At 70.8% G+C, this 25,528-nt stretch carries 24 protein-coding genes; 13 read left to right on the top strand and 11 right to left on the bottom strand.

The features are described 5' to 3' along the window. Positions 1-55 precede the first annotated feature (55 nt). Positions 56-703, top strand: a complete 648-nt coding sequence (locus ACWDRB_RS28565) for an NRDE family protein (protein WP_449898653.1) — start codon at positions 56-58, stop codon at positions 701-703. Between the two features lie 10 nt (positions 704-713). Then, on the top strand, positions 714-1,937 hold the full coding sequence (gene mshC, locus ACWDRB_RS28560; RefSeq protein ID WP_449898651.1) for a cysteine--1-D-myo-inosityl 2-amino-2-deoxy-alpha-D-glucopyranoside ligase: 1,224 nt from the start codon (positions 714-716) through the stop codon (positions 1,935-1,937). Between the two features lie 54 nt (positions 1,938-1,991). Here mshC and ACWDRB_RS28555 read toward each other — a convergent pair whose 3' ends face one another. Continuing rightward, complete coding sequence (locus ACWDRB_RS28555; RefSeq protein WP_449898649.1) at positions 1,992-2,726, bottom strand: sirohydrochlorin chelatase; 735 nt, start codon at positions 2,724-2,726, stop codon at positions 1,992-1,994. Then, entirely contained in the window at positions 2,723-3,889 is a 1,167-nt protein-coding gene (locus tag ACWDRB_RS28550) for a uroporphyrinogen-III synthase (protein ID WP_449898647.1), read from the bottom strand. The genes ACWDRB_RS28555 and ACWDRB_RS28550 overlap by 4 nt, the downstream gene beginning before the upstream one ends. 199 nt (positions 3,890-4,088) lie before the next feature. On the opposite strand from ACWDRB_RS28550, the gene def reads away from it, so the two are divergent. Next, a complete protein-coding gene (gene def, locus ACWDRB_RS28545) occupies positions 4,089-4,601 on the top strand; it encodes a peptide deformylase (protein WP_363969794.1) in 513 nt (170 codons plus the stop codon). Positions 4,602-4,611: 10 nt separating this feature from the next. On the opposite strand, the gene ACWDRB_RS28540 is transcribed toward def, so the two are convergent. Further along, the gene (locus ACWDRB_RS28540; protein ID WP_449898644.1) at positions 4,612-4,854 is read right to left on the bottom strand and encodes a WhiB family transcriptional regulator; all 243 of its coding nucleotides are present in this window, start codon (positions 4,852-4,854) and stop codon (positions 4,612-4,614) included. A gap of 46 nt (positions 4,855-4,900) precedes the next feature. Further along, entirely contained in the window at positions 4,901-5,491 is a 591-nt protein-coding gene (locus ACWDRB_RS28535; RefSeq protein WP_364256547.1) for a D-glycero-alpha-D-manno-heptose-1,7-bisphosphate 7-phosphatase, read from the bottom strand. Positions 5,492-5,659: 168 nt separating this feature from the next. On the opposite strand from ACWDRB_RS28535, the gene ACWDRB_RS28530 reads away from it, so the two are divergent. Then, entirely contained in the window at positions 5,660-6,883 is a 1,224-nt protein-coding gene (locus ACWDRB_RS28530; protein ID WP_449898642.1) for a glycosyltransferase family 9 protein, read from the top strand. Continuing rightward, complete coding sequence (locus ACWDRB_RS28525; protein ID WP_449898640.1) at positions 6,880-8,067, top strand: glycosyltransferase; 1,188 nt, start codon at positions 6,880-6,882, stop codon at positions 8,065-8,067. Before ACWDRB_RS28530 ends, ACWDRB_RS28525 begins: the two co-directional genes overlap by 4 nt. Positions 8,068-8,077: 10 nt before the next feature. Here the strand turns inward: ACWDRB_RS28525 and ACWDRB_RS28520 are convergent, their stop codons facing one another. The 6 genes from ACWDRB_RS28520 to ACWDRB_RS28495 all read right to left on the bottom strand — a co-directional run bounded on the left by ACWDRB_RS28520 (position 8,078) and on the right by ACWDRB_RS28495 (position 13,384). After that, positions 8,078-9,031, bottom strand: a complete 954-nt coding sequence (locus tag ACWDRB_RS28520; RefSeq protein WP_449898637.1) for an NAD-dependent epimerase/dehydratase family protein — start codon at positions 9,029-9,031, stop codon at positions 8,078-8,080. 45 nt (positions 9,032-9,076) lie between these two features. Continuing rightward, entirely contained in the window at positions 9,077-9,898 is an 822-nt protein-coding gene (locus ACWDRB_RS28515) for a class I SAM-dependent methyltransferase (RefSeq protein ID WP_449898635.1), read from the bottom strand. A gap of 3 nt (positions 9,899-9,901) precedes the next feature. After that, on the bottom strand, positions 9,902-10,519 hold the full coding sequence (locus tag ACWDRB_RS28510; RefSeq protein WP_449898632.1) for a TetR family transcriptional regulator: 618 nt from the start codon (positions 10,517-10,519) through the stop codon (positions 9,902-9,904). A gap of 129 nt (positions 10,520-10,648) precedes the next feature. Further along, positions 10,649-11,101, bottom strand: coding sequence for a hypothetical protein (locus ACWDRB_RS28505; RefSeq protein WP_449898629.1), 453 nt, complete (start codon positions 11,099-11,101; stop codon positions 10,649-10,651). A 269-nt stretch (positions 11,102-11,370) separates the two neighbouring features. Continuing rightward, complete coding sequence (locus ACWDRB_RS28500) at positions 11,371-12,225, bottom strand: PAC2 family protein (RefSeq protein WP_350735337.1); 855 nt, start codon at positions 12,223-12,225, stop codon at positions 11,371-11,373. Positions 12,226-12,928: 703 nt separating this feature from the next. Next, positions 12,929-13,384: a universal stress protein gene (locus tag ACWDRB_RS28495; RefSeq protein ID WP_355200827.1), complete on the bottom strand. Its 456-nt coding sequence runs from the start codon at positions 13,382-13,384 to the stop codon at positions 12,929-12,931. Positions 13,385-13,576: 192 nt separating this feature from the next. Here ACWDRB_RS28495 and metH point away from each other — a divergent pair, with 192 nt between their 5' ends. Together metH and ACWDRB_RS28485 are read left to right on the top strand one after the other, a co-directional pair. Further along, positions 13,577-17,041, top strand: coding sequence for a methionine synthase (gene metH, locus ACWDRB_RS28490; protein WP_449898625.1), 3,465 nt, complete (start codon positions 13,577-13,579; stop codon positions 17,039-17,041). A 427-nt stretch (positions 17,042-17,468) separates the two neighbouring features. Next, the gene (locus ACWDRB_RS28485) at positions 17,469-18,113 is read left to right on the top strand and encodes an HAD family hydrolase (protein WP_449898622.1); all 645 of its coding nucleotides are present in this window, start codon (positions 17,469-17,471) and stop codon (positions 18,111-18,113) included. 133 nt (positions 18,114-18,246) lie between these two features. Here ACWDRB_RS28485 and ACWDRB_RS28480 read toward each other — a convergent pair whose 3' ends face one another. Continuing rightward, positions 18,247-18,531 (bottom strand): hypothetical protein, encoded by a 285-nt coding sequence (locus ACWDRB_RS28480; RefSeq protein ID WP_449898620.1) that lies wholly within the window; start codon positions 18,529-18,531, stop codon positions 18,247-18,249. Positions 18,532-18,784: 253 nt separating this feature from the next. Here ACWDRB_RS28480 and ACWDRB_RS28475 point away from each other — a divergent pair, with 253 nt between their 5' ends. The 6 genes from ACWDRB_RS28475 (at position 18,785) to ACWDRB_RS28450 (ending at position 25,501) form a co-directional block, all read left to right on the top strand. Further along, on the top strand, positions 18,785-19,255 hold the full coding sequence (locus ACWDRB_RS28475; protein ID WP_449898618.1) for a cellulose synthase: 471 nt from the start codon (positions 18,785-18,787) through the stop codon (positions 19,253-19,255). Positions 19,256-19,521: 266 nt separating this feature from the next. Next, positions 19,522-20,520 carry an ABC transporter permease gene (locus tag ACWDRB_RS28470; RefSeq protein ID WP_397370064.1) on the top strand — a complete coding sequence of 333 codons (999 nt, stop codon included), beginning with the start codon at positions 19,522-19,524 and terminating at the stop codon, positions 20,518-20,520. 84 nt (positions 20,521-20,604) lie between these two features. Then, positions 20,605-22,344 (top strand): ABC transporter substrate-binding protein, encoded by a 1,740-nt coding sequence (locus ACWDRB_RS28465; RefSeq protein ID WP_449898614.1) that lies wholly within the window; start codon positions 20,605-20,607, stop codon positions 22,342-22,344. A 93-nt stretch (positions 22,345-22,437) separates the two neighbouring features. Next, positions 22,438-23,451 (top strand): ABC transporter permease, encoded by a 1,014-nt coding sequence (locus ACWDRB_RS28460; RefSeq protein WP_350735351.1) that lies wholly within the window; start codon positions 22,438-22,440, stop codon positions 23,449-23,451. Beyond that, the gene (locus ACWDRB_RS28455; protein WP_449898612.1) at positions 23,448-24,476 is read left to right on the top strand and encodes an ABC transporter ATP-binding protein; all 1,029 of its coding nucleotides are present in this window, start codon (positions 23,448-23,450) and stop codon (positions 24,474-24,476) included. Before ACWDRB_RS28460 ends, ACWDRB_RS28455 begins: the two co-directional genes overlap by 4 nt. Continuing rightward, positions 24,473-25,501, top strand: a complete 1,029-nt coding sequence (locus ACWDRB_RS28450; protein ID WP_350735355.1) for an ABC transporter ATP-binding protein — start codon at positions 24,473-24,475, stop codon at positions 25,499-25,501. Before ACWDRB_RS28455 ends, ACWDRB_RS28450 begins: the two co-directional genes overlap by 4 nt. The last annotated feature ends 27 nt before the right edge of the window (positions 25,502-25,528 follow it).

Raw genomic sequence — 25,528 nt, 5'->3', positions numbered from 1 at the left:
GTCAGGGCCAGCCCCTCCCGGCGGCGGCCGAAGCCCGTTTATTACCCTTTGCCCCATGTGCACGCTGATCGTGAAACCCGGGCGGACGCTCACCCTCATGGGCGTCAGAGACGAGTTCACCGACCGCCCGTGGGAGGCGCCGGGCGAGCACTGGCCGGAGCATCCGGGCGTGGTCGGCGGGCGCGACCTCAAGGCCGGCGGCACCTGGCTGGCCGTCAACCCGGCGGCCCGCCGCGCCGCCGCGCTGCTCAACGGGCGCGGCCGGCACGCGCCGGAGTCGGACCGGCTCTCGCGCGGCGACCTGGCGCTGCGGGCCGTGTCCACCGGCGAGCCGCCCGGCCCCGACCTGACCCGCTACGACCCCTTCCACCTGGTGCTCGCCGACCTGGCGCGGATCCGCATGTTCAGCTGGGACGGCGACCGGCTGACCACCACCGACCTGCCCGACGGCGTCAGCATGATCGTGAACACGGGCCTGGACCCGGCGAGCGAACGGGTCGTCGTGTACCTGCCCAGGTTCGAGAGCGAGACCTGGAGCGAGCTCATCAAGGCGGAGCCGTCCGCCGACCCCGGCGCGCTCATCGTCCGGCACGAACTCCCCGGCGGGCGCGTCTTCGCCTCCCTGTCGGTGATGGAGGTCTCACTCTCCGCGGAGGACGTGACGTACCAGTTCACTGACCTGACCGCTGATCGGGACAGATAGGCTCAAACACATGAGATCGTGGGCTGCCCAGAACGTTCCAAAGCTCCCAGGTGAGAGCATTCCGCTGAGTCTCTATGACACCTCGGCCAAGCAGGTGAGGCAGACCGATCCGGGGCCGACCGCCAGGATGTACGTCTGCGGCATCACCCCTTATGACGCCACCCACCTCGGCCACGCCAACACCTACCACGCCTTCGATCTCGTCGGCCGGATGTGGCGGGACGCGGGCCACGAGGTCCACTACACCCAGAACGCGACCGACGTGGACGACCCGCTGCTGGAGCGGGCCGAGCAGACCGGCATCGACTGGCGTGACCTGGCCGAGCGGGAGATCGAGCTGTTCCGCGGCGACATGGAGGCGCTGCGGATCCTGCCGCCCCGCGAGTACGTGGGCGTCACCGAGGTCGTCGGCCGGGTGGCCGAGCTGATCTCCAAGCTGTCCGCCAAGGGCGTCACGTACGGCCTGGACGGCGACGTCTACTTCAGCGTGGCCGACGCCCCCAAGTTCGGCCAGGTGTCCGGCTACGACGAGGCGGAGATGCCGGCCCTGTTCGCCGAACGCGGAGGCGACCCCGACAGGGCGGGCAAGCGCCACCCTCTCGACTGGCTGCTGTGGCGGGCCGAGCGGCCCGGAGAGCCCGCCTGGGACTCCCCGCTGGGCCGGGGTCGGCCCGGATGGCACATCGAGTGCACGGCGATCGCCCTGGACAGCCTGGGGGGCGGCTACGACGTCGCGGGCGGCGGCTCGGACCTGATCTTCCCGCACCACGAGTGCGGCGCCTCCGAGGGGCATGCCCTCACCGGCGAGTGGCCGTTCGCCAAGTTCTACACGCACGCGGGCATGGTGGCGCTCGACGGCGAGAAGATGTCCAAGTCCAAGGGCAACCTGGTGTTCGTGTCCAGGCTGCGGGTGGCCCACGACCCGATGGCGGTCCGGCTGGTGCTGCTGGCCCACCACTACCGCGCGGACTGGGAGTACGTCCCGCCCCTGATGGCCGACGCCGAGCGGCGGCTGGCGCGGTGGCGGGAGGCGGTCGCGCTGCCGTCGGGGCCGCGCGCCGACGAACTGCTGGCCACGGTACGCGCCCGGATGGCCGACGACCTCGACTCGCCGGGCGCCCTGGCCGCCGTCGACGCCTGGGTCGACGAGGCTCTCGCCCAGGGCGGCCCCGACGCCTCAGCCCCCGCTCTGGTCCGCGACCTCACCGACGCCCTCCTGGGCATCGCCCTCTGACACCGTCCCGCGAGCGCCGGGTCGAACGGCGCTCGGCGGGGCGTCGCACCTCCGCTAGAGGGACGCCTGGTGCAGGCCGGGTGAATGCCGGGGGAGCGCGTGGCGCCTGGTGAGGGCGGTGTCGTAGCGGTGCCAGATGAGCGCCGCCACGTCCGGGTCCGGGCCGAGCGGGTCGCTCACCAGCCCCGCTCCCGCCGAAGCCAGCCGGTCATGGAAGTGGCCGGGCGCGAGCACGTACGAGGCGATGGCCACCCGGGCGGCCGGGGTCGAGGCGAGCCGTTCCATGGCCTCCTCCAGGGACGGCGAGCCGGCCGAGGCGAAGGCGGCCGTGACTGGCCGCGCCAGGCGCACGGCGAGCCGGTGGGCGGCGGCGCGGACGTCGGCGAGGGCGGACGGGTCGGAGGAGCCCGCGGCCCCGAGCAGGACCGCGTCCGTGGCGCGCAGGCCGGCGCGTGCCAGCTTGCGGGCCAGCGCGGAGGTCAGCAGCCGGTGCGGCCCCAGCCAGCCGGCGACCACGGCGTCGGGGCGGCGGGAGGCGATGACCTCCGGCAGGTCGATGTGGGCGTGGTAGCCGCCCGCCAGCAGCAGCGGGACGACGACCACGGGTCCGCGGACGGCGGGCAGCACGTCGGACAGCAGGGGCGAGCTGATCTCGAGGTAGCTCAGCTCGACCCGGTGCCCGGGACGGGCCCTCCTGACCGTCTCCGCCAGGGCCGACAGGGTCGACTCCCCGGCGGCGCTCCGCGTGCCGTGCGCGGCCAGGACGAGCGTGGCCGTACGTTCGATCACAGCCCCGCCTCGTACTGGCAGGCGAGCCGGTAGCCGCGCTTGACCACCGTCTCCACGATCCCGCTCGGCCCGAGCGCCCGCCGCAGCCGCGTGATCGCCATCTCCACGGCGTGCTCGGCCGAGTCGCGGGCGACGCTGCCGGGCAGCACGGTACGCAGGTCGGCGCGGGACACCACGTGGCCCGGCTTGTCGGCCAGGCGCTTGAGCACCGCCATCGGGGCCGGGGGCAGCGGGCGCAGCTCGCCGTCCACCACCACCGCGTGGCCGCGGATCTCCAGCCGGTGCTCGCCCGCCACGAGCCGGGTCACCCCGTGCTCGGGCAGGTGCCGGGCCAGGGCTCGGGCCAGCGCGCCGAGGCGCGAGCGTTCGGGCTGCAGCGTCGGCACGCCGCGCGAGGTCAGCGGCTCGGCGGTGACGGGCCCGACGCAGGCGGCCACGACCGTCCCGCTGAACGCCGACAGCAGCGACTCCTCCAGCCCTTCGGCGCGGGCCGCGCCCAGCATCGCGTGTACGGCGGGCGCGCTGGTGAAGGCCACCGCGTCCACCGAGCCGGAGATGGTCTGGCTGATGAGGCGGCGCAGCGGCGAGATGTCGCGGTACGGCAGCCACCGGTAGACCGGGATCTCGATCACCTCGGCCCCCGCGTGGCGCAGGTCCGCCACGAAGTCGCTGAGCGGCTCGCCGTGCTGCTGCACCGCGATGCGCCGCCCGTGCAGGTCCTGGTCGAGCAGGTACTGCTTGACCTCCTGGCACGATTCGGTGGCGGGCGTCCAGTGGTCGTTGAGGCCGGCGGCGCGCACCGCGCCCCGGGCCTTGGGGCCGCGGGTCAGCAGCCGCGCGTTGGCCAGGTGCTCGCCCAGGTCGGACGACAGGCCCCAGCCTTCGGCGGCGGCCATCCACCCGCGGAAGCCGACGCCGGTGGTGACCACCACGTCGTCGAGCGGCTCCGCCAGGCTGAGCCGGGTCGCGGCGAGCAGGTCGGCGTCCTCGGCCAGCGGGACCAGCCGGATCGCGGGGGCGCTGACCACGCGGGCGCCGCGCCGCTCCAGCAGCGCGCCGAACTCCTCGCGCCGCCTCGTCGCGGTCACGCCGACCGTGAAGCCCGACAGGGCGTCGGGGGCCGTCTCCGGGGAAGATCCGCCCTCAAGGGCAAGCACGCTCATGCCGGCACCTCCAGGTAGTCGAAGATGCCTGGCCGGGCCCCGAGCACCCGGCCAGGCATCACAGGCACGTGTGACGCAAGTGAGATCACCCTCCGATACTGCTTTCGGGTGGTTTCACCCGCGGGTCTCCTCTGTTACCGCTGTGCTACAAGCCGGGTCCTCAGGGATTGGCGAGGCGCGGTCACGGGAAACGTTGACGGTGACGACGTGGCCTATCGGGGAGTTGCGGGTGACGGTCCGGCCTATTCGCACGTTCGACGATCCGGTGCTGCGTTCGGTCGCGGAGCCGGTGCAAGACTTCGACCGGGAGCTGCGGCGCCTGGTCAAGTCGCTGACCGCCACGATGCGCGCCGGCGCCGGCCGCGCGGGCCTGGCGGCGCCGCAGGTGGGCGAGCCGGTGCGGGTGGTGGTCTACTCCTACGACGGCAAGTCGGGCCATCTGGTCAACCCCCGCCTGGAGCTGTCGGAGCGGCGGGTCACGGCCGACGAGGCGTGCCTGTCGGCGCCGGGGCTGTGGTGGCCACTGGAACGTTCCTACATGGTCACAGCGCGTGGCCGCGACATGATGGGCAAGCCTGTGACGGTTCGCGCGCTGGGGGTGCTGGCCAGGGTGCTGCAGCACGAGGTCGACCATCTCGACGGCGTGCTGTTCAGCGACCATCTGGAGGCGGCCGAGCGGGAGCGCTTCCTGGCGGCGGCCCTGCCCGGCTGAGGGGCGTCGTTCAGGCTGCCGAGTGCACGGCGAGCTCCCTGCGCTGCTGCGGGTCGGTGCCGCCCCACACGCCGTACGCCTGCCGCGTGGTCAGCGCGTACTCCAGGCACGGCTCACGTACGGGGCAGCCGGCGCACACATGCTTGGCCCGTTCGGCCTGCGACTGGCTCGGCCCTTCCAGAGAGATCGGGAAGAACAGTTCCGGGTCCAGTTCGAGGCAGGCGGCCCTGCGGGTCCAGTCGAGCATCATCATGTTGCTCGCGTCTACCCAGCCGACCTGCTCTCATACCTCCGCCGGCTCACCAGCGGCTCCAACCTAGAGCGCGGGCCCACGGCGCGCTGATGGCCGGCACCGGCGCCTCCGCGTCGCTGAGCACCAGGTCGACGACGTCGATCAGATCGTCCGCGACCTCGGCGGCCTGCAGGATCTCCTCCTGGCGCGTCTGCGGGGTGGGGACCAGGATGCCCCTGGCCCCGGCGGCCCTGGCGGCCTCCATGTCCCTGCCGATGTCCCCCACGACCACGCAGTCGCGGGGGCTGACGTCGAGCACGGCGGCGGCTCTGATCACGAGCCCGGGGGCCGGTTTGCGGCAGGTGCAGCCGTCGGCGTCGTCGTGCACGCAGATCGCCCACGCGTCGAACGGCCCCAGCAGCTCCTCCACCCGGGCGTTCACCTGATCCATGTCGTCCGGGGACAGCAGACCCTTGGCCACGCCGGACTGGTTGGTGACCACGGCCACCGGCACCTCGGCCCGTCTGAGCCTGGCCACCGCCTCCACCGCGCCCGGCATGGGCTCGACGAGGTCCGGGTCGCCGTTGTACGGCACGTCCCTGATCAAGGTCCCGTCCCGGTCGAAGAGCACCGCGCCGGGACGTCGCTTTTCGAACACCTTCCACCTCCGTCGCGTGCCCGCCAGCTACCCGGGGCCTAACCAGGCAAACAACTACTTAGCGTGACCAAGTCCAGGCCGTTTCTCCTGTTTGCGCATCTCATGGGCGTGGGGAAGGTTTGGGCATCGCTCCTCTCGGTAGCGGTTCCCGTCCTCTGAGGGGGAACGATGAGGTTTCTCGGCATCGACGCGATCTTCCACGAGCCGGCCGCCTGGTGCCCGCGCGCGCAGGCGGCGATGAACGGTCGCATGCCGGGAGCGGTGCTGTGCGACCCGGCCCCGCGCCGGAGGATGAGAACGATCCCGCGCGCGTCGGCCAGGAGACGGGCCGTGCGCGCCGTGAGCCACCGCGGCCCGGGCGACCGGGGCCGGGTGCTGGTGGCGCGGCTGGACGGCGCCGGCGCCGTGCTGCTGGCCGGGCCCGCCGTCAGGGCCGTGCGCACGCTGGCCCGCGAGCTGGTCTTCCTGGCCGGCCCGGACGGCAGGCCGGCGGCCGAGCTGCTGCCCGGCGTGGACCGGGTGATCGAATGGCGGGCCCCGTGGATCGACCACACCCCGCCGCCCGTCACCAAGGGACAGGCGGCCGACCTGGTCGGCCGGCTCGCGGGCGTCGACGAGGCGGTGATCCTCACCTCGTTCCACCAGTCGGCGCTGCCGCTGGCCCTGCTGCTCAGGCTGGCCGGCGTCCCCAGGATCACCGCCATCAGCGACGACTACCCCGGCTCGCTCCTGGACGTCCGGCACGTCGTGGACGAGAGCGTCGACGTGCCCGAGGCGGAGCGGATGCTGGCGGTCGCCAGGGCGGCCGGGTTCGAGTTGCCGACGGGCGATGACGGCAAACTCGCTGTTCAGCGGCCATTGCCGGATATAGGCGGAAATTTGGGGCAACTGCTGGATGCCGGCGCCGATGCCGGCAAAGGCACGTACGTCGTGGTGCACCCAGGGGCATCGGCCCCCGCGCGGACCTGGCCGGCCGAACGGCATCGGAGGACCGTACGGGAGCTGGCGCAGGACGGACACCGGGTCGTCGTGACCGGCAACGAACGTGACCTCACCGCCTATGTGGCCGGCGGCGTCGCCGTCGATCTCGGAGGCGTGACCACGTTCGCCGAACTCGCCGCCGTCATCGACGGCGCCGGGGTGCTCGTGGCCGGCAACACCGGTCCCGCGCACCTGGCGGCGGCGGTCGGGACGCCGGTCGTGAGCCTGTTCGCCCCCGTCGTCCCCGCGGCGCGGTGGGCCCCGTACGGCGTGCCCACGGTGCTGCTCGGAGACCAGGAGGCGCCCTGCCGCGCAAGCGGGGCGCGCGCCTGCCCGGTGCCCGGGCACCCGTGCCTGTCCCACGTGACAAGCGAGCAGGTGGTCAAGGCAGTGAGGGAGCTGACGCAGTGAAGGTCGATCTCATCTCCGAGCACGCGGACCCGCTGGCGCAGGTCGGCGACGTCGACTCCGGCGGCCAGAACGTCCACGTCGCCGAACTGGCCCGCGCGCTGGCCGGGCGCGGGCACACGGTCGTCGTCCACACCCGGCGCTCGTCCGGGCGGCAGCCCGGGTCGGTGACCATGGCGCCCGGCGTCACGGTCGAGTACGTCACGGCCGGGCCGCCGGTCCCCGTCCCCAAGGACGAGCTGCCCCCGTACCTGGCCGAGTTCACCGAGCGCCTGGCCGACCGCTGGGCCGCGAGCCCCCCGGACGTCGTCCACGCCCACTTCTGGATGAGCGGGCAGGCGGCGCTGCGGGCGGCCGGCGGGGTGCCGGTGGTGCAGACGTTCCACGCGCTCGGCACCGTCAAGCGGCGCTGGCAGGGCGACGCCGACACCAGCCCCGCCCACCGGATCGACACCGAGCGCGCGATCGGCAGGCGCGCCGACGCCGTGCTGGCCACCTGCGGCGACGAGGTGGCCGAGCTGCGCGCGATGGGCGTCCCCGAACGGCGCATCGCGGTCGTGCCGTGCGGGGTGGACCTGTCGGTGTTCCGCCCCGGCGGGCCGGTGGCGCCGCGCACGGGCGGCAAGCTGATCCTCAGCATCGGCAGGCTGGTGCCGCGCAACGGCGTGGACACCGTGATCAGGGCGCTGCGCCGGATCCCGGACGCCGACCTGGTGATCGCGGGCGGCCGTCAGGACGACGAGGAGGCGGTCAGACTGTACGAGCTGGCGCGGGCCTACGGGCTCGAACGCCGGGTCCACGTGATCGGCAGCGTGCCCCGCGAGCACGTGCCGGCCCTCATGCGCTCGGCCGACGTCCTGGTGACGGTGCCGTGGTACGAGCCGTTCGGCATGGTGGCGATCGAGGCGATGGCCTGCGGCGTGCCCGTCGTGGCCTCGGCGGTCGGGGGACACCTGGACACGGTCGCCGGCTGCGGCGTCCTGGTGCCGCCGCGCCGCCCGCGCGCCCTGGCCAGGGCGCTGAGCGACGTCCTCGACCACCCGGGCAAGCGGGCGGCGCTCGCCGCCGCCGGGGCTCGCAGGGCCCGCGACAGGTACGGCTGGGCGCGCGTCGCCGAGCTGACCGAGGCCGTGTACACGCAGGCCGTCAACGGTACGGTCGGCCGCCTGGCCGCGCTCGGAGGCTGAGCGCCCGCGCCTAACGCTCGTTCCCGGCGCGCAGCCAGGCCAGGTAGTCGGCGACCGCCCGCTCGGGGTCGTAGGCGGGCTCGTATCCCGTGTCCTCGCGCAGGCGGGTGATGTCGAGCCAGGTGTTCTGCGCGGCGGGGTCGCGGCCCTCCGGGAGGCCGACGCGGGCGTCGGGGACGAGCTTCCTGATCGCCGCGGCGACCTCGCCGTTGGTCGTCGCCCTCCCGGAGGCCACGTTGTACGTGCGGTGCGCCAGCCGGTCCGCGAGCTGGAGCAGCGCGAGAGCGCGGCCGCAGTCCTTCGCGTAGCACAGGTCGATGCCGTCCTCCATGTACGCGCCGGCGCGCAGCGTGGACAGGTCGGGCTCGGTGCCGCGCGCGGCGGCGTGCACGAGCTGGGGAGCGGCGAAGAACGGCGACCGGGTGTGGCCGAGCGGCCCCCAGATGGCGCCGATGCGGTAGTGGACCACGTCGAGGCCCATGGCCCCGGCCAGATGGTCGCCGAGCAGCTCGCCGATCTTCTTGAACGCCGGGATCGAGTGGGGTGACGTCATCGGCAGGGGGAGGTCCTCCTGGAGCGCGCCCTCGCCGGTGACGCCGCCGTACACGCCGATCGTGCTGGCCAGGCCGAGCCGCGTCACCTGCCACTCGCTCGCGGCGCGGAACACGTTCAGGAGGCTGCGGATGGACTTGTCCGCGCCCTCCAGGGGCTGGTACGCGCCGGGCGGCCACGGGATGGAGCCGGCGAGGTGCACGATGCCGGTGATCTTGTGCCGCTCGCCGACGGCCAGGAGGGCCGCCTCGTCGGTGAGGTCGGCCTGCTCGACGGCGACGGGCGCGTCCGCGAACCTCTCGGGCAGCACGGCGGGCCTGCGCTGGACGAGCACGCAGGATTCGCCGAGGTCGAGCAGGGCCTGGGTGGTGTGCGTGCCGATGAAGCCCAGCCCGCCGGTGATCAGAATCATGGTCAGCTCTCCAGATCGTCAGTACGACTGACAATCAGTCTAACCCTAGAAGCGGTAGTGGAGAACCACGTTCCCCTTCCGCGACAACACCGCGCTGGGCGCGGTCAGGCGGTTCATCAGCCGCAGCCACGCCGGGAACCCGGCCACCTCGGGCTCCCGCGTCATCAGGACCTCCTTGACCAGCTTCAGCTTCGGGTGCCAGCGTTCGGGCTCCCTTGGGTCGTCGAGGCCGGGGAACTTGGAGACGTCGATGATGTTCTTGCCGACGGCGAACCGCTTCTGGGCCCACACGGCGAATTTGCTGTAGCCGTTGAAGGCGATCTCGCCGGTGGGGAAGTGGCCGATGAGGCGGTTCACCAGCGCGATCATCTCCTCCAGGGAGAGGAACGCGATCAGCCCGTCGGCGACGATCACCGCCGGCCGGTCGGAGGGCAGGCCGTCCAGCCATGCGGGGTCGGTGACGTCCGCGGCGAGGTCGTGGGGCCTGGCTTCATCCGGCAGCAACTGCCGCCGGGCGGCGAGGACCTCGGGGAAGTCGACGTCGTGCCATTCGGCGGTGGGCGGCGGGGCGATGCGCAGCGCCCGGCTGTCGAGGCCGGCCCCCAGATCGAGGCCGATCGCGTCGGGGTGGCGGGCGAGGAAGCGCTGGGCGATCTCGTCCAGCTTCCTGGCCCGGTGCGCGATGTAGAGGGCGCTGGAGGAGGGGATGTGGAGCTTGCCGTAGTCGTAGCCGACCTTGCGGACGATCTCGTCGGCCATCCGGTCGCCCAGGACGGGGCGGGGCAGGCGGTTGTCGAGCGCCCTGCCGCACAGCGTCAGCCACAGGGTGTCCTGGAGTGGGGTCAGAGCGGGAACGGGGGTCGTCATCGGTCATTCGTCCCTGTTCTCTTGAGAGGCCTCCCAGGCGGCCGTGGCCGCCTTCAGCGGCGCGTCGTCCGCGTACAGGCCGTGGGTGAAGAGCTCCAGCGTGGGCAGCGTCATCCGGCGCAGGACCTCGGGGCCGAAGCCTTCGTGCCCGAGCGCGCGCGTCAGGGGTGGCGCCATGGTCAGCATGGCGAGGCTGGTCAGCACGGTGAGCACGGCCATCGCCCGCACGTCCGAGGACGGCCGCACCGAACCCTCGGCGATCCCGGCCCGCAGGATCGACTCCGACTCGGCCACCAGCGTGTCGACGAACCTGCCCCCCGCGGGGGTGTCCTCCTCGATCGCCCGGACCATGTAGCGCACCTTGAGCTGATACTCCGCCGGGTCCGCCAAGAACTCGCCCAGCAGGCCGGCCGTCCCGGCCGCGTGCGACCGCCGTACCAGCACGCCGAACACGTGGTCGTCGCAGGCGCTCCGCAGCTTCTCCTTGCTGCCGAAGTGGTGGATGACCAGGGCGGCGCTCACGCCCGCGGTGGCGGCGACGGCCCGCAGGTTCGTCTTCTGGAAGCCGTCGCGGGCGAAGTGGGCGATGGCCGCGTCGCGGATCTTCGCCTGCGCGGTCAAGTCTGAATGCGCTGAACACACGTTCAGAATGCTAAACGCACGTTCAATCTCTTGGCAAGATTTTGCGCGCACGAACACCCCGGCCCCGCCCGCGGGGTCGCCGCGGGCGGGGCCGGGGTGTTGTCGCCGTCAGGCGGGGACGGGATCGAGGCGCAACTCGCGGACGATCTCGCGAGCGCTGGCCTCCAGCGTCGGGCCGGCGTCGGCGCCGACGAACATCTCGAGGTGGGCCCGGTGGAAGCAGCCCGCGATCAGCAGTCGCGCGCTGGCCTCCGGGTCCACCTCCGGCCCTATCCGGCCGAGGTCCTGCTCGGCCGCCAGGTACGCGGCCAGCGGCGCGACCTCGGTGCGCGGCCCCAGCCCCGTGTCACGGACGGCCTCGCGGAAGCGGACCGTCACGTTCGGCGAGGTGAAAACGGGAAGTGCCGCACTTTGTACGTCGATGTAGTAATTAATGCCTGCTCGGGCAATGGGGAGAAGGTTGTCCGCTACGCACCCTTTTCCGATGCGATAGGAGAGATTGTGAAGAATGCTCAGCCAGAGCGGAAGGCGGTCCTGCAGCAGCGCGAGGAAGTGGTCCACGGAGCCCCCGGAGCGGTCCTCCCGGAGGGAGACGGCCATCTCGAGGATGCGGCGCCTGGTGTCCTGACTTCTTTGGTGCGGGTCAACATGGGAAGTCGCCATGGCGTGCCTAACGTGCGCGGTCAGTTGAGTAGGCATCACGGCGCGAAGCCGAGGGAGTTTTCTGGATTTATCGGGCTTTGTGTCTGGAGCCGCAACTTGGTGCAATCTTGTACGGCCCCGATTATTACCCGAAATCCCGAAAATTTCGCGGTTTTTATCCCTGAGGGTTAGCTGTCAGTGTCCCGGTCACGGCGGCGCAGGTAGCGCTCGAACTCCGCCGCGATCGCGTCGCCGCTGGCCTCGGGCAACTCGGCGGCGTCCTTGCGCTCCTCCAGCTCCTTGACGTACTCGGCCACCTCGCTGTCCTGCGAGGCCAGCTCGTCGACGCCGCGCTCCCACGCGCGGGCCTCCTCGTCGAGGTCGCCCAGGGGCATGGGGATCTCCAGCACGTCCTCCAGACGGCGCAGCAGCGCGAGCGTCGCCTTCGGGTTGGGCGGCTGGGCCACGTAGTGCGGCACCGACGCCCACAGCGAGATGGCGTCGAGCCCCGCCTCGCCGAACGCGTGCTGCAGCACCCCGACGATGCCGGTCGGGCCTTCGTAGCGGCTCAGCTCCAGGTTCGTCGAACGGGCCAGCGCCTCGTCCGTCGCGCCGCCGAGAATGGGCACGGGCCGGGTGTGCGGCGAGTCGTTGAGCAGCGCGCCCAGCATGACGGCCAGCTCGATGCCCAGCTCGCGGCAGATCTCGATGATGTCGGCGCAGAACGAGCGCCAGCGCATGTTGGGCTCGATGCCGCGCAGCAGCACGACGTCGCGCTCCAGACCCGGCGGGCGGGCGCGCAGCAGGCGCGTCGTCGGCCACACGATCGAACGCGTCAGCCCCTCGCCCATCTCCACGACGGGCCGGGTGACCTGGAAGTCGTAGTAGTCGTCCGGGTCGAGCGCGATCAGCGGCTCGGCCTTCCAGGCGGACTCGAGATGGGCGATCACACCGCTGGAGGCCTCGCCCGCGTCGTTCCACCCCTCGAACGCGGCAATGAGCACCGGGTCTACGAGCTCGGGGAGCCTTTCGAGCTCTATCACGTGTCGCCTCCTCTCTCCATCGTCTCGCTAAGCCTATGCGGTCGGGAGTACTCGGCGTCACCGATCTCCCCGCGAATGCGCAACCCGCGTCTCACGTGCGAACGCGCCATCGCCGTCCCCTCAGGCGAACACCTCACCGCGCCTCCCCACCACCCATCCCAGCCCGCCACCAGACCCGTCCGAAACCCCTACGCCGCCCCGCGTCACCCATACCTCCTGCACCCTTATCCCGCCTCCACCACCCGCAACCCCTCCGGCCCTCCCACACCCAATCGCTCTCCCACTCCCCACCCCTCCCACCGCTCCATCCGCACCCTCTCCCGCACACCCGCCCCGACCACTCGCACCGCCGCGACGCCTCTCCTGCACTCCCACTCCCGCCCTACTCCGACAGCCGCACCCGCTCACACCGCCGCGCCTCTCCTGCGCTCCAGCACCGTCCGCCTCCCGCACACCCGTGCCTCCTGCGCGCTGTGCAGGCGCTGCGCCGGACGCGTCCGCTGCGGGGCTTGCGTCCCCTGCGGCTGGTGTGCCTTGTGTGCAATGTGCCGTTCTATGCGCCTGATATGCCCCCTGTGGCCACGTATCTACCCGCTGCGATGCATACGTGATCTCCCCGCGACCTACGCCACCCGCGTCCCAGGCCAGGGGATGCCCCCCTCGCGCGCGCGTGCGCGTAAGACATAAGACAAGCGGCGAAGGATCAGCGGCCGTCGGTCGTGCGGACGATCAGGACGTCGCAGGCGGCGCGGTGGGAGACCGCGGACGGCACGGAGCCGAGCAGCCGCCCCGCCAGGCTGTTGAGCCCGCGATTACCCACAACCAGCAGGTCGGCGCGGTGCCGGGCGGCCAGCGAGACGAGCACGTCCACGGCGTCCCCCTGCTCGGCGGCCAGGACCACGTCGGAGGCGCCGGCCGCCACGGCGTGCCCGCGCGCCGCCCGCAGGGCGTCGTCGGCCGGGGTGGAGCCGCCCACCTTGTACGCGAGGTCGCCCAGCCGGTCGGCGGCCGCGGCGCGCTCGCTCTCCCGCATCGGCAGGTACGCGCAGGCCAGGACCAGGGTGGCGCCGGTCGCCGCGGCCAGGGACCCCGCCGCGGAGACGGCGCGGAAGGAGGAGGCCGAGCCGTCGGTGCCGACGAGTACGGTGCGGTAGGTCACGGAGACCCCCAATTGGACGCGGCGTTCAATTGACAGTCGGTACGATAGCGCCCGGCACCCACCCCAGGGCCGCCCGGGTCCCGCGGACCGGAACGCTCACGCCCCTGGAGGCCCCGATTTCGCGCCCAAAGCGAACAGGCGTACGGGCCGCTTGCGAGTAGGGCTCCAGGCGCACCCGATAAGCTCTACCCCATGAGCATCTCCCCGTCCTTCCGAGAAGTGTTGTCCCAGCGCGTCATCGTGGCCGACGGGGCGATGGGCACGATGCTCCAGGCCCAGGACCCGACGCTCGACGACTTCCACGGTCACGAGGGCTGCAACGAGGTGCTCAACGTCACCAGGCCCGACATCGTGCGCGGCGTCCACGACGCCTACTTCGCCGTCGGCGTCGACTGCGTCGAGACCAACACCTTCGGCGCCAACCTCGCCGCCCTCGGCGAATACGACATCTCCGACCGCGTCTTCGAATACTCCGAGGCGGGGGCCAGGATCGCCCGCGAGGCCGCCGACCACTGGTCCACGCCCGACCAGCCGCGCTTCGTGCTCGGCTCCATGGGGCCCGGCACCAAGCTCCCGACCCTCGGCCACCTGCCGTACGCCCTCCTGCGCGACGCCTACCGCGACAACGCCGCGGGCCTGATCGCGGGCGGCGCCGACGCCCTGATCATCGAGACCTGCCAGGACCTGCTCCAGGTCAAGGCCGCCGTCATCGGCGCCAAGCGGGCCGCCGAAGACTCCGGCCGCGACATCCCGATCATCGCCCAGGTCACCATCGAGACCAACGGCGCGATGCTGCTCGGCTCCGAGATCGGCGCCGCGCTGACCGCGATCGAGCCGCTCGGCGTCGACGTCGTGGGCCTCAACTGCGCGACCGGCCCCGCCGAGATGAGCGAGCACCTGCGCTACCTCGCCCGCCACTCGCGGCTCAAGCTCTCCTGCATGCCCAACGCCGGCCTGCCGGTCCTGACGGCCGACGGCGCGTACTACCCGCTGAGCGCGCAGGAGCTGGCCGACGCGCACGGCACCTTCACCCGCGACTACGGCCTGTCCCTGGTCGGCGGCTGCTGCGGCACCACGCCCGAGCACCTGCGCCAGGTCGTCGAGCGCGTCCGCGGCAAGCAGGTCGCGCCGCGCCGGCCGCACCCCGAGCCGGGCGCGTCCTCGCTCTACCAGACGGTCCCGTTCCGCCAGGACACCTCCTACCTGGCCATCGGTGAGCGCTGCAACACCAACGGCTCCAAGGCCTTCCGCGAGGCCATGCTGGCGGGCGCCTGGGACGACTGCGTCGAGACGGCCCGCGACCAGGCGCGCGACGGCGCCCACATGCTCGACCTGTGCGTCGACTACGTCGGCCGCGACGGCGTGGCCGACATGAAGGAGCTGGCGTTCCGGTTCGCCACCGCGTCCACGCTGCCGATCATGCTCGACTCGACCGAGCCCGCGGTGCTGCAGGCCGGTCTCGAGATGCTCGGCGGGCGCGCCGCGGTCAACTCCGTCAACTACGAGGACGGCGACGGCCCCGACTCCCGCTTCCAGAAGATCATGCGCCTCGTCCGCGAGCACGGCTCGGCCGTCGTCGCGCTCACCATCGACGAGGAGGGCCAGGCCCGCACCGCCGACTGGAAGGTGCGGGTGGCCAGCCGCCTCGTCGAGGACCTGACCACCAACTGGGGCATGCGGGTCGAGGACATCATTGTCGACTGCCTGACCTTCCCCATCGCCACCGGCCAGGAGGAGACCAGGCGCGACGGCCTGGAGACCATCGAGGCCATCCGCGAGCTCAAGCGCCGCTACCCGGGCGTGCAGACCACGCTGGGCCTGTCCAACATCAGCTTCGGCCTCAACCCGGCCGCCCGCATGGTGCTCAACTCGGTCTTCCTCAACGAGTGCGTCAACGCCGGGCTCGACTCCGCCATCGTGCACGCCTCCAAGATCCTGCCGATGGCCCGCATCCCCGACGAGCAGCGCCAGGTCGCGCTCGACATGGTCTACGACCGCCGCCGCGAGGGCTACGACCCGCTGCAGCGGTTCATGGACCTGTTCGAGGGCGTCGACGCGGCCGCCCTGCGCGCCGGCAAGGCCGAGGAGCTGGCCGCACTGCCGCTGTGGGAGCGGCTCAAGCGGCGCATCATCGACGGCGAGCGCAAGGGCCTGGAGACCGACCTCGACACCGCGCTGGAGCAGCGGCCCGCCCTCGAGATCATCAACGACGTGCTGCTCGACGGCATGAAGACGGTGGGCGAGCTGTTCGGCTCCGGACAGATGCAGCTGCCGTTCGTGCTGCAGTCGGCCGAGGTCATGAAGGCCGCCGTCGCCTACCTCGAGCCCCACATGGACCGGCTCGAGGGCGAGTCGAAGGGCCGCATCGTGCTGGCCACCGTCAAGGGCGACGTACACGACATCGGCAAGAACCTCGTCGACATCATCCTGTCCAACAACGGCTACCAGGTCGTCAACCTCGGCATCAAGCAGCCGGTCTCGGCCATCCTCGAGGCCGCCGACGATCAGAAGGCCGACGTCATCGGCATGTCGGGGCTGCTGGTGAAGTCGACGGTCATCATGAAGGAAAACCTGGAGGAGATGAACTCCAGGGGCCTGTCCGAGAGATACCCCGTCCTGCTCGGCGGCGCCGCCCTGACCCGCGCCTACGTCGAGCAGGACCTGGCCGAGCTGTTCGAGGGCGAGGTGCGCTACGCGCGCGACGCGTTCGAGGGGCTGCGGCTGATGGACTCGTTCATGGCCGTCAAGCGCGGCGTCGCGGGCGCGACGCTGCCGCCGCTGCGCGAGCGGCGCGTCAAGACCGGCGCGGTGCTGCAGCGCACGCCCGTCGAGGAGCTGCCCGCCCGCTCCGACGTGGCCGCCGACAACCCCGTCCCCGCCGTCCCCTTCTACGGTGACCGCGTAGTCAAGGGCATCTCCCTGACCGAGTACGCCGCCTTCCTCGACGAGCGCGCCCTGTTCCTCGGCCAGTGGGGGCTCAAGCCCACCAGGGGCGGCTCGGGGCCCGACTACGACGAGCTGGTCGAGCTCGAGGGGCGGCCGCGGCTGCGCATGTGGCTCGACCGCATCCAGACCGAGGGGCTGCTGGAGGCGGCGGTCGTCTACGGCCACTTCCCGTGCGTCTCCGACGGCGACTCGCTGATCATCCTCGACGACGACGGCAAGGAGCGCACCCGCTTCACGTTCCCGCGCCAGCGCCGCGACCGCCACCTGTGCCTGTCCGACTTCTTCCGCGCCAAGGACTCCGGCGAGGTCGACGTGGTCGGCTTCCAGGTCGCCACCATGGGCGCCAAGATCGCCGAGGCCACGGCCGAGCTGTTCGCCAAGGACGCCTACCGCGACTACCTCGAGCTCCACGGCCTGTCGGTGCAGCTCACCGAGGCGCTGGCCGAATACTGGCACGCCAGGGTGCGCTCGGAGTGGTCGATCGGCGGCGAGGAGTCGCTCGACGACATGCTCAAGGTCAACATCCAGGGCTGCCGCTACTCCTTCGGCTACCCGGCCTGCCCCAACCTGGAGGACCAGAAGCAGCTGTTCGAGCTGCTCGACCCCGAGCGCATCGGGGTGTCGCTGTCGGAGGAGTTCCAGCTCCACCCGGAGCAGGCCACCTCGGCCCTGGTCGCCCACCACCCCGAGGCCAAATACTTCAACGTCTGACCCCCACCCGGCCCTTCACCGCCCGCCCGGTCCTTCACCGGGCGTTCGGTCCTTCACCGGGAGGCGGGCGGATGGCGGGGCTCCCCGGCCCGAGGGAGGACGACCGCTCACTGGTCGGCGGATGGGGGCGGCTTCCCAGCTCGGGCGGACGGCCGCTCACAGGTCGCCGGGCGGGGGGCTTCCCGCTCCGGCGCTCCACCGGCGCTCATTGGTGGCGGGGAGAGGGCACTCGGCATCGCGTCGATACGCCGTTCACCCTGCGGATGGGTGACCGGCGCCCGCTCCCCAGACGGCAGCGCCCCACGAGTCACTGGTGCTGGTGCTGGTGCTGGTGCCGGTGACGGGGGGCGGTGACGGGGGCGGCCTCTCCGCGCGCCGGGCGGGGCAGGGACAATAGCGGGCAAAACACTACCGATCGGGGGCATGCATGGAAGCGGTCTTCTTCGACATGGACGGGCTGCTCGTCGACAGCGAGCGGGTCTGGCTGGAGATCGAGACCGACGTGATGGCCAGGCTCGGCGCTCAGTGGACGCCGGAGCACCAGGTCCACCTGGTGGGCGGATCCATGGAGCGAACGGTCGACTACATGCTGGCCGTCTCGGGGGCCGACGTGCCCGCCGAGATGGTGCGGGAATGGATGACCGGCGGGATGGTGCGGCGGCTGACGGCGGGCGTGCACGTCATGCCGGGCGCCTTGGAACTGCTGGGGGCGCTGCGGGACGAGGGGGTGCCCGTGGGGCTGGTCACCTCGTCGCTGAAGGAGATCGCTGAGGCGGTCCTCAAGAGCGTGGGGCGTGACCGGTTCGACGTCGTGGTCACGGCGGACGACGTCACGCGTACCAAACCTGACCCTGAGCCGTACCTGACGGCTGCGCGGCTGCTCGGGGTGGAGCCGGTGCGGTGCGTGGTGCTGGAGGACTCTCCCAACGGCGTGGCGGCCGCGACTGCGGCGGGTTGCGCGGTGGTGGCCGTCCCGAGCCTGCTGGCCGTCGACCCCGCTCCCGGCCGGCTGGTGGTGCCGTCCCTGGAGCAGGTCACCGTCGCCGACCTCCGCGCCCTCATCTCAACCTGACCCCCCATCGGTCCCGCACCCCATCCGTCCCCGCCTCCCTGCGTCCCCGCCTCCCTGCGTCGGCCGCATGCTGGCCGCGTAACCCCTTCCACGCGTGCTTGCTGGGTGGCTCCGCTGGTTCGCCCTGTGCCCCCTACTCGGCACCGTGCTGGACGTCCTCGCCGATGGTGCCGCCGTCCGGGGCGGGGAGCTGACTGCCCGTGGACTCGGGGCGGCGGCCGCCGTTGCTCGGCATGAGCCAGTCGTCGGTGTCGCATTCGCTCGCCTCCCTGGAACGTGCGCCGCAGGGCGAACTCGTGCACCGCGCCGCTCCCGTACGGTCGACGCCGCTGGGCGACGTGCTGTTGCCGCGCACCCGCGCCACGCTCGCCACGCCACGCTGGCCGCGCACCCGCGCCACGCCGCGCACCCGCGCCACGCTCGCTGCCGTCCGCGCCTTCAACGCCCCGGCGGCCCACACGAGCGCCGCCGCTGCCGGATCGATCGGGCTGACCGTCCCGTTGGCACGTCGCCGGTCGCGGCCCCCGCCACCCGCCCGCCGACACGAGCGCGACCGCCGCGCCCAGGGATGGGGAGCCGGACCCCTAGGGGGCAAGTGGTTCTTGCGGAGGAGCGGCGGGTGGCGTTTCGCGTGCCAGGATGGAGACGTAGTCGATATGAGGGGCGGCGTGATGTTCAATTCGATCGCCTGGCTGCCGCTGTGCGCCGGACTGAGCGCGGTGGGCCTGGTGTTCAGCTTCCTGGCCTTCAGGCGCAGGGGGGCGGCCGCGGGCATGCGGATGGCGGCGTGGGCGCTGCTGCCGGTGGCGGCCTATCTGACGGGCGCGCTGCAGGCGTTGTGGACCATCGGCGCCACCGTCGTGGGTTTCGTGACGCAGCTGGTGTTCAACCCCTTGGTGTGGGCGGGCGTCGCCGTCGCGGGGCTGTCGGCGGTGCTGTTCGTCGCGTCGGGCGTCATGCGCGGCCGGAAACTGGCGAGCTTCAGGAAGAAGACCCCCGGAGAGGCCCCCGAGGTTAAGCCCTCAGCGAACAAAACCGTGCCCAAACCTCAGCAGCCCGCCGTCGCTTCCAAGCAAACTGCCAAGGCAGAGGACGACTTCTCCGATATCGAGGCGCTGCTCAAAAAGCGTGGCATCAGCTGAATACAAGGACGAAATCGGCTGTGTCACAGTTCCGAGACGTAACCGGGACGGCTCGTAGACATTCTCCTCAAGATCGATACGAATGAGTTTCTGGTCAATCACAGTTGAGCCACATAGAGCTCAGAGGGACTAGTCACACCAGCTCAGGCCATAGATTCTGCCTCCTGGGGCCGCGACACGGCGGACCTCGCTCGCATGGGCGCACTACCCTGACCGGGACCGCGCCGACACGGACGATGTCGTCTGGAATCCAGGGGGCTACTGGCATGACCGCACCGCTCGATGTTCCGGAATCGGCCATCGAAGCAGGGCCGGAGACCGTTCTTGAGGGAGCGGAGACCTCGGTCATCAGGGGACGTTCCCTGGGGCAGATCGCGTGGATGCGCCTCAAGCGCGACCGCATCGCGATGACCGGTGGCATCGTCATCCTGCTGCTCATCCTGGTCGCCGTCTTCGCCCCGCTGCTGGTGTCGTGGTTCGGGCACCCGCCGGGTGAGTGGCACCGGGAGAAGCTCGACCCCTCCATCGGCGCGCCGCTGGGCGCCTTCGGCGGCATCAGCGGCGACTTCCTGTTCGGCGTGGAGCCCGACTCGGGCCGCGACCTGTTCAGCCGCGTCCTGTACGGGGCCCGCATCTCGCTGCTGATCGCGTTCTTCGCGACCCTGCTGTGCGTGGTGCTCGGCACCGTCCTCGGGATGATCGCCGGCTTCTTCGGCGGCTGGGTCGACACCGTCATCAGCCGCCTCATGGACATCTTCCTGGCCTTCCCGCTGCTGGTGTTCGCGCTGGCGCTGGCCGGCGTCATCCCCGACAAGGCGTTCGGCCTGTCGGGTGACACGCTGCGGATCAGCCTGCTGGTGTTCATCATCGGGTTCTTCAACTGGCCCTATATCGGACGCATCATCCGAGGTCAGACGCTGTCCCTCCGCGAACGGGAGTTCGTCGACGCCTCCAGGAGCCTGGGCGCGCGCAACCACACCATCCTGTTCAAGGAGATCCTGCCCAACCTCCTGGCGCCGATCCTCGTCTACTCGACGCTGCTGATCCCCTCGAACATCCTGTTCGAGGCCGCGCTGTCGTTCCTCGGCGTGGGCGTGCGGCCGCCGACTCCCACGTGGGGAGGCATGTTGTCGGACGCCGTCCACAACTACCAGGTGGCGCCCAACTTCATGATCTTCCCCGGTCTCGCGATCTTCATCACCGTGCTGGCGTTCAACCTGCTCGGTGACGGCCTCAGGGACGCCTTCGACCCCAAGGCCCGATAGCCCTCGTGAGTTTTCAGCAAGTTCTCAACTCCTAGATACAAGGGGTGTGTCAGGTCGATGAAGACAAGATCAAAGGCGTCGGCAGTGGCGTTGACCGCCGCTCTCGCCGTGGTCGTCTCGGCGTGTGGCGGCGGTGGCGGTGCCAAGAGCACCAGCGGCACCGGCAGTGACGAGAAGCCCGCGAGCCAGTACAACGCGGGTGTCACGCAGGTCGTCAACCCGTCGGAGAAGACCGGCGGCACCCTGCACATGGGCATGCCGGGCGACTTCGACTCCGTCGACCCCGGCGACCAGTACTACGGCTACGCGTGGAACTTCTCCCGCTTCTACACGCGCGCGCTGACCATGTTCAAGCCGGTGCCGGGCGAGGAGGGCCTGCAGCTCGTCGGCGACCTGGCCGAGGACCTGGGCAAGCCCAGCGACGGCGGCAAGACGTGGACGTACAAGCTGCGCAAGGGCATCAAGTTCGAGGACGGCAGCCCCGTCACCGCCAAGGACGTCAAGTACGCCGTGGCCCGCTCCCTGGACAAGGACATCCTGCCCAGCGGCCCGACCTACTTCAACGACTGGCTCGACCTGCAGGGCTACACCGGCCCGTACAAGATGAAGGACAAGCTCGACGACTTCAAGGCCGTCGAGACGCCTGATGACTACACCGTCGTCTTCCACCTGAAGAAGGCCTACGGCGGCTTCGACTACTTCGCCATGCTCCCGCAGACGGCCCCGGTGCCCGCGGCCAAGGACACCGGCTCGAAGTACAAGGAGCACCCGGTCTCGACCGGCCCCTACATGTTCAAGTCGCACGAGCTCACCAAGCGCATCGAGCTCGTGAAGAACCCCAACTGGGACCCGGCCACCGACCCCAACCGCAAGCAGCTCAACGACTCCGTCGAGGTGCTGCTCGGCCAGAACGAGGACGACCTCGACCAGCGCCTGCTGTCCGGCAAGATCGACGTCAAGATCAACAGCACCGGCGTGGCGGCCAACGCCCGCAAGACGGTCCTGACCGACCCGAAGGTCAAGCAGTACGCCGACTCGGCCGCGATCGACCGGACCTGGTTCACCAACATCAACGGTGACGTCAAGCCGTTCGACAACATCCACTGCCGCAAGGCCGTGATGTACGCTGCCGACCGCTCCGCGATCCAGGGCGCCTACGGCGGCCCCGACGCCGGCGGCGACGTCGCGCTCAGCCTCATGCCGTCGAAGATGACCGGCTACCAGAAGATCGACCCGTACGGCGTCGAGGCCAACCCGACCGGCGACCTCACCAAGGCGAAGGAGGAGCTGACGGCCTGCGGCCAGCCCAACGGCTTCAGCACCACCATCTCCTACCGCAACGAGCGCGCCGCCGAGAAGCTGACCGCCGAGTCGCTGCAGCAGTCGCTCGGCCGCATCGGCATCAAGCTGGAGATCAAGGGCTACCCGCAGGGCGACTACTTCAAGCTGTACGCCGGCAAGCCCGACTTCGCCAAGAAGAACAACCTCGGCCTCATGGTCTACGGCTGGGGCGCCGACTACCCCGAGGGCTTCGGCTTCTTCCAGCAGATCGTCGACAGCCGCGTGATCCGCGACGCCGGTAACACCAACCTCGGCGTCAAGGACCCGAAGATCGACGAGCTCATCGACCAGGCCGCCGGGGAGACCGACGCCGCCAAGCGCAACGCCATCTGGGCGCAGGTCGACAAGCAGGTCATGGACTCGGCGTTCATCCTGCCCTACGTCTGGGCGCACGGTCTGTTCTACCGGCCGCCGACGCTGAAGAACGCCTTCGTCAGCCAGAACTGGGGCATGTACGAGTACCTCACGCTGGGCACCCAGTAACCGGTCAGGCGACCCCGCCGGACACGTCCGTCGAAAGCAGGTGAAGGCTCCGGCGGCCGGGCTCACGAGGCCCGGCCGCCATGGCCGAGATCAGTGTTCACATACATTCTCAGACGGTTGATAGCGGCCGTCATGCTGCTCTTCGTGGTGAGCATCACGACGTTCGCCATCTTCTTCCTCGTGCCTCGGCTCGCTGGGATGTCCGCTGACGACCTCGCCTCTCGTTATGTCGGCAAGGCCGCCAACGAGCAGGTCATCCACGATACGGCGATCCGGCTGGGGTTCTACGATCCGCTCCTGGTCCAGTACGGGCGGTTCGTGAAGGGCATCTTCGTCGGCGTGGAGCGCAACTACGGCCCCGGCGTCGAGCTGTGCCCGGCGCCCTGCCTCGGCTACTCGTACGTCACGCAGAACCCGGTCCTGCCCGACCTGCTCGACCGCATACCGATCACGCTGTCGCTGGCGCTCGGCGCGGCCCTGGTGTGGGTGTTCTTCGGCGTGGCCACCGGCGTGGTGTCCGCGCTGCGGCGCGGCAGCTTCTTCGACCGCATCTCCATGGGCGTCGCCCTGGCCGGCGTGTCGCTGCCGATCTTCTTCACCGGCATCGTGTCGCTGGCCATCTTCCGTGACCAGCTCGGCCTCGTCGGCGACGTCGCCGACTGGGTGCCGTTCAGCGAGGACCCGCTCACCTGGGCCAACAACCTGATGCTGCCCTGGATCACGCTCGCCTTCCTGTACGCCGCCGGTTATGCCCGGCTCACCAGGGCGGGCATGCTGGAGACCATGTCCGAGGACTACATACGCACGGCCAGAGCCAAGGGCCTGCCCGAGCGGGCCGTGGTGCTCAAACACGGGCTGAGAGCCACGCTCACCCCGGTGCTGACCATGTTCGGCCTGGACCTGGGCCTGCTGCTCGGCGGCGCGGTGCTGACCGAGAGCACGTTCTCGCTGCCCGGCATCGGCAAGTACGCCAGGGACGCCATCGAACGCAACGACCTGCCCCAGGTGATGGGCGTCACCCTGGTGGCGGCGGCCTTCATCATCGTCGCCAACCTGATCGTCGACCTGCTCTACGCGGTCGTGGACCCGAGGGTGAGGCTGTCGTGAGTGCTTTCCTGCAGGTCAAGGACCTCAAGATCCACTTCCCGACCGACGACGGCCTGGTCAGGTCCGTCGACGGGCTGACGTTCGACCTCGAACGCGGCAAGACGCTCGGCATCGTCGGCGAGTCCGGCTCCGGCAAGTCGGTCACCAGCCTCGGCATCCTCGGCCTGCACAAGGGCAAGGGCGCCAACGTCTCCGGGGAGATCTGGCTCGACGGCGAGGAGCTCGTCGGCGCCTCGCAGGAGCACGTGCGCGGGCTGCGCGGCAAGAAGATGGCGATGATCTTCCAGGATCCGCTGTCGTCGATGCACCCCTTCTACACGGTCGGCGACCAGATCATCGAGGCGTACCGCATCCACCACAAGGTCACCAAGGCCGTGGCGAAGAAGCACGCCATCGACATGCTCGGCCGGGTCGGCATCCCCGAGCCGAAGAGCCGCGTCGACTCCTACCCGCACGAGTTCTCCGGCGGCATGCGCCAGCGCGCCATGATCGCCATGGCGCTGTCGTGCGACCCCGAGCTGCTCATCGCCGACGAGCCCACCACCGCGCTCGACGTGACCGTGCAGGCCCAGATCCTCGACCTCATGGTCGACCTGCAGCGCGAGTTCAACTCCGCGCTGATCATCATCACCCACGACCTGGGCGTGGTGGCCGAGCTGTCCGACGACATCCTGGTCATGTACGCGGGCAAGTGCATCGAGTACGGCAGCGCCGACGACATCTTCTACCGTCCCGAGCACCCCTACACATGGGGTCTACTGGGATCGATGCCCCGGCTCGACCGGGAGCCCACCGAACGGCTGCTGCCGATCAAGGGCTCCCCGCCGTCGCTGATCAACGTGCCGCCGGGCTGCGCCTTCAACCCCCGCTGCCCGTACGTCGAGCGGACCGGAGACAAGGCCAAGTCCGAGGTTCCGGAGCTGCTCCAGACCCAGGGCGGCCACCTGGTGCGCTGCCACATGGACCGGACGGAGCGGCGGGAGCTGTGGGAGAACGAGATCAAGCCACTGCTGGAGACCCAGTGACCGAGCCCAAGAACGAGCCGCTCCTTTCCGTACAGGGCCTGGAGAAGCACTTCCCCGTGACGAAGGGCCTGCTCAAGCGGCAGGTCGGCGCCGTCAAGGCGGTCGACGGGATCAGCTTCGACGTGTTCAAGGGCGAGACGCTCGGCCTGGTGGGGGAGTCCGGCTGCGGCAAGTCCACCACCGGCCGGCTGGTCACCCGGCTCCTCGAACCCACCGCCGGCAAGGTGATCTTCGAGGGCGAGGACATCACGCACATGGGGCAGGGCAAGCTGAGGCCGCTCCGCCGCGACATGCAGATGATCTTCCAGGACCCGTACTCGTCGCTCAACCCCCGCCACACGGTCGGCACCATCGTCGGCGCGCCGTTCCGCATCCAGGGCGTCAAGACCGAGCACGGCGTCAAGCGGGCCGTCCAGGACATCCTCGCCCTGGTCGGGCTCAACCCCGAGCACTACAACCGCTACCCGCACGAGTTCTCCGGCGGCCAGCGGCAGCGCATCGGCATCGCCCGAACCCTCGCGCTCAAGCCCAAGCTGATCATCGCCGACGAGCCGGTCTCCGCGCTCGACGTCTCCATCCAGGCCCAGGTCGTCAACCTGCTCGAAGACCTGCAGAACGAGCTGGACCTCACCTACGTCGTGATCGCCCACGACCTGTCGGTGGTGCGGCACATCAGCGACCGGGTGGCCGTCATGTACCTGGGCAAGATCGTGGAGATCGGCGACCGCAAGCAGCTCTACAGCGCGCCGATGCACCCGTACACCAACGCCCTGATGTCGGCCGTGCCCGTGCCCGACCCCAAGGCGCGCAAGGAGCGCGAGCGCATCCGGCTGGCCGGCGACGTGCCCAGCCCGCTCAACCCGCCGCCCGCCTGCCGCTTCCACACCCGCTGCTGGAAGGCGCAGGAGATCTGCAAGACGGTCGAGCCGCCCCTGGAGGAGCTGGCCAGCGGCCACCGCGTCGCCTGCCACTTCCCGGAGAACGCCCCCGCCTCCGCCGAGGCCGCCCCCGCCGCCGCGTCCTGAGGGTGTCCTGACCGGGGGTGCGCCCCC

The sequence above is a fragment of the Nonomuraea sp. NPDC003707 genome (genome assembly GCF_053587055.1).
This window is presented reverse-complemented; position numbering and strand designations above follow the sequence as displayed.

Excerpts from the sequence above, each read along its gene's own strand:
- ACWDRB_RS28565 (WP_449898653.1), top strand. The coding sequence starts at position 56 with ATGTGCACGCTGATCGTGAAACCCGGGCGGACGCTCACCCTCATGGGC.
- mshC (WP_449898651.1), top strand. The coding sequence starts at position 714 with ATGAGATCGTGGGCTGCCCAGAACGTTCCAAAGCTCCCAGGTGAGAGC.
- ACWDRB_RS28550 (WP_449898647.1), bottom strand. The coding sequence starts at position 3,889 with ATGAGCGTGCTTGCCCTTGAGGGCGGATCTTCCCCGGAGACGGCCCCC.
- ACWDRB_RS28540 (WP_449898644.1), bottom strand. The coding sequence starts at position 4,854 with ATGATGATGCTCGACTGGACCCGCAGGGCCGCCTGCCTCGAACTGGAC.
- ACWDRB_RS28530 (WP_449898642.1), top strand. The coding sequence starts at position 5,660 with ATGAGGTTTCTCGGCATCGACGCGATCTTCCACGAGCCGGCCGCCTGG.
- ACWDRB_RS28520 (WP_449898637.1), bottom strand. The coding sequence starts at position 9,031 with ATGATTCTGATCACCGGCGGGCTGGGCTTCATCGGCACGCACACCACC.
- ACWDRB_RS28515 (WP_449898635.1), bottom strand. The coding sequence starts at position 9,898 with ATGACGACCCCCGTTCCCGCTCTGACCCCACTCCAGGACACCCTGTGG.
- metH (WP_449898625.1), top strand. The coding sequence starts at position 13,577 with ATGAGCATCTCCCCGTCCTTCCGAGAAGTGTTGTCCCAGCGCGTCATC.
- ACWDRB_RS28485 (WP_449898622.1), top strand. The coding sequence starts at position 17,469 with ATGGAAGCGGTCTTCTTCGACATGGACGGGCTGCTCGTCGACAGCGAG.
- ACWDRB_RS28475 (WP_449898618.1), top strand. The coding sequence starts at position 18,785 with ATGTTCAATTCGATCGCCTGGCTGCCGCTGTGCGCCGGACTGAGCGCG.
- ACWDRB_RS28470 (WP_397370064.1), top strand. The coding sequence starts at position 19,522 with ATGACCGCACCGCTCGATGTTCCGGAATCGGCCATCGAAGCAGGGCCG.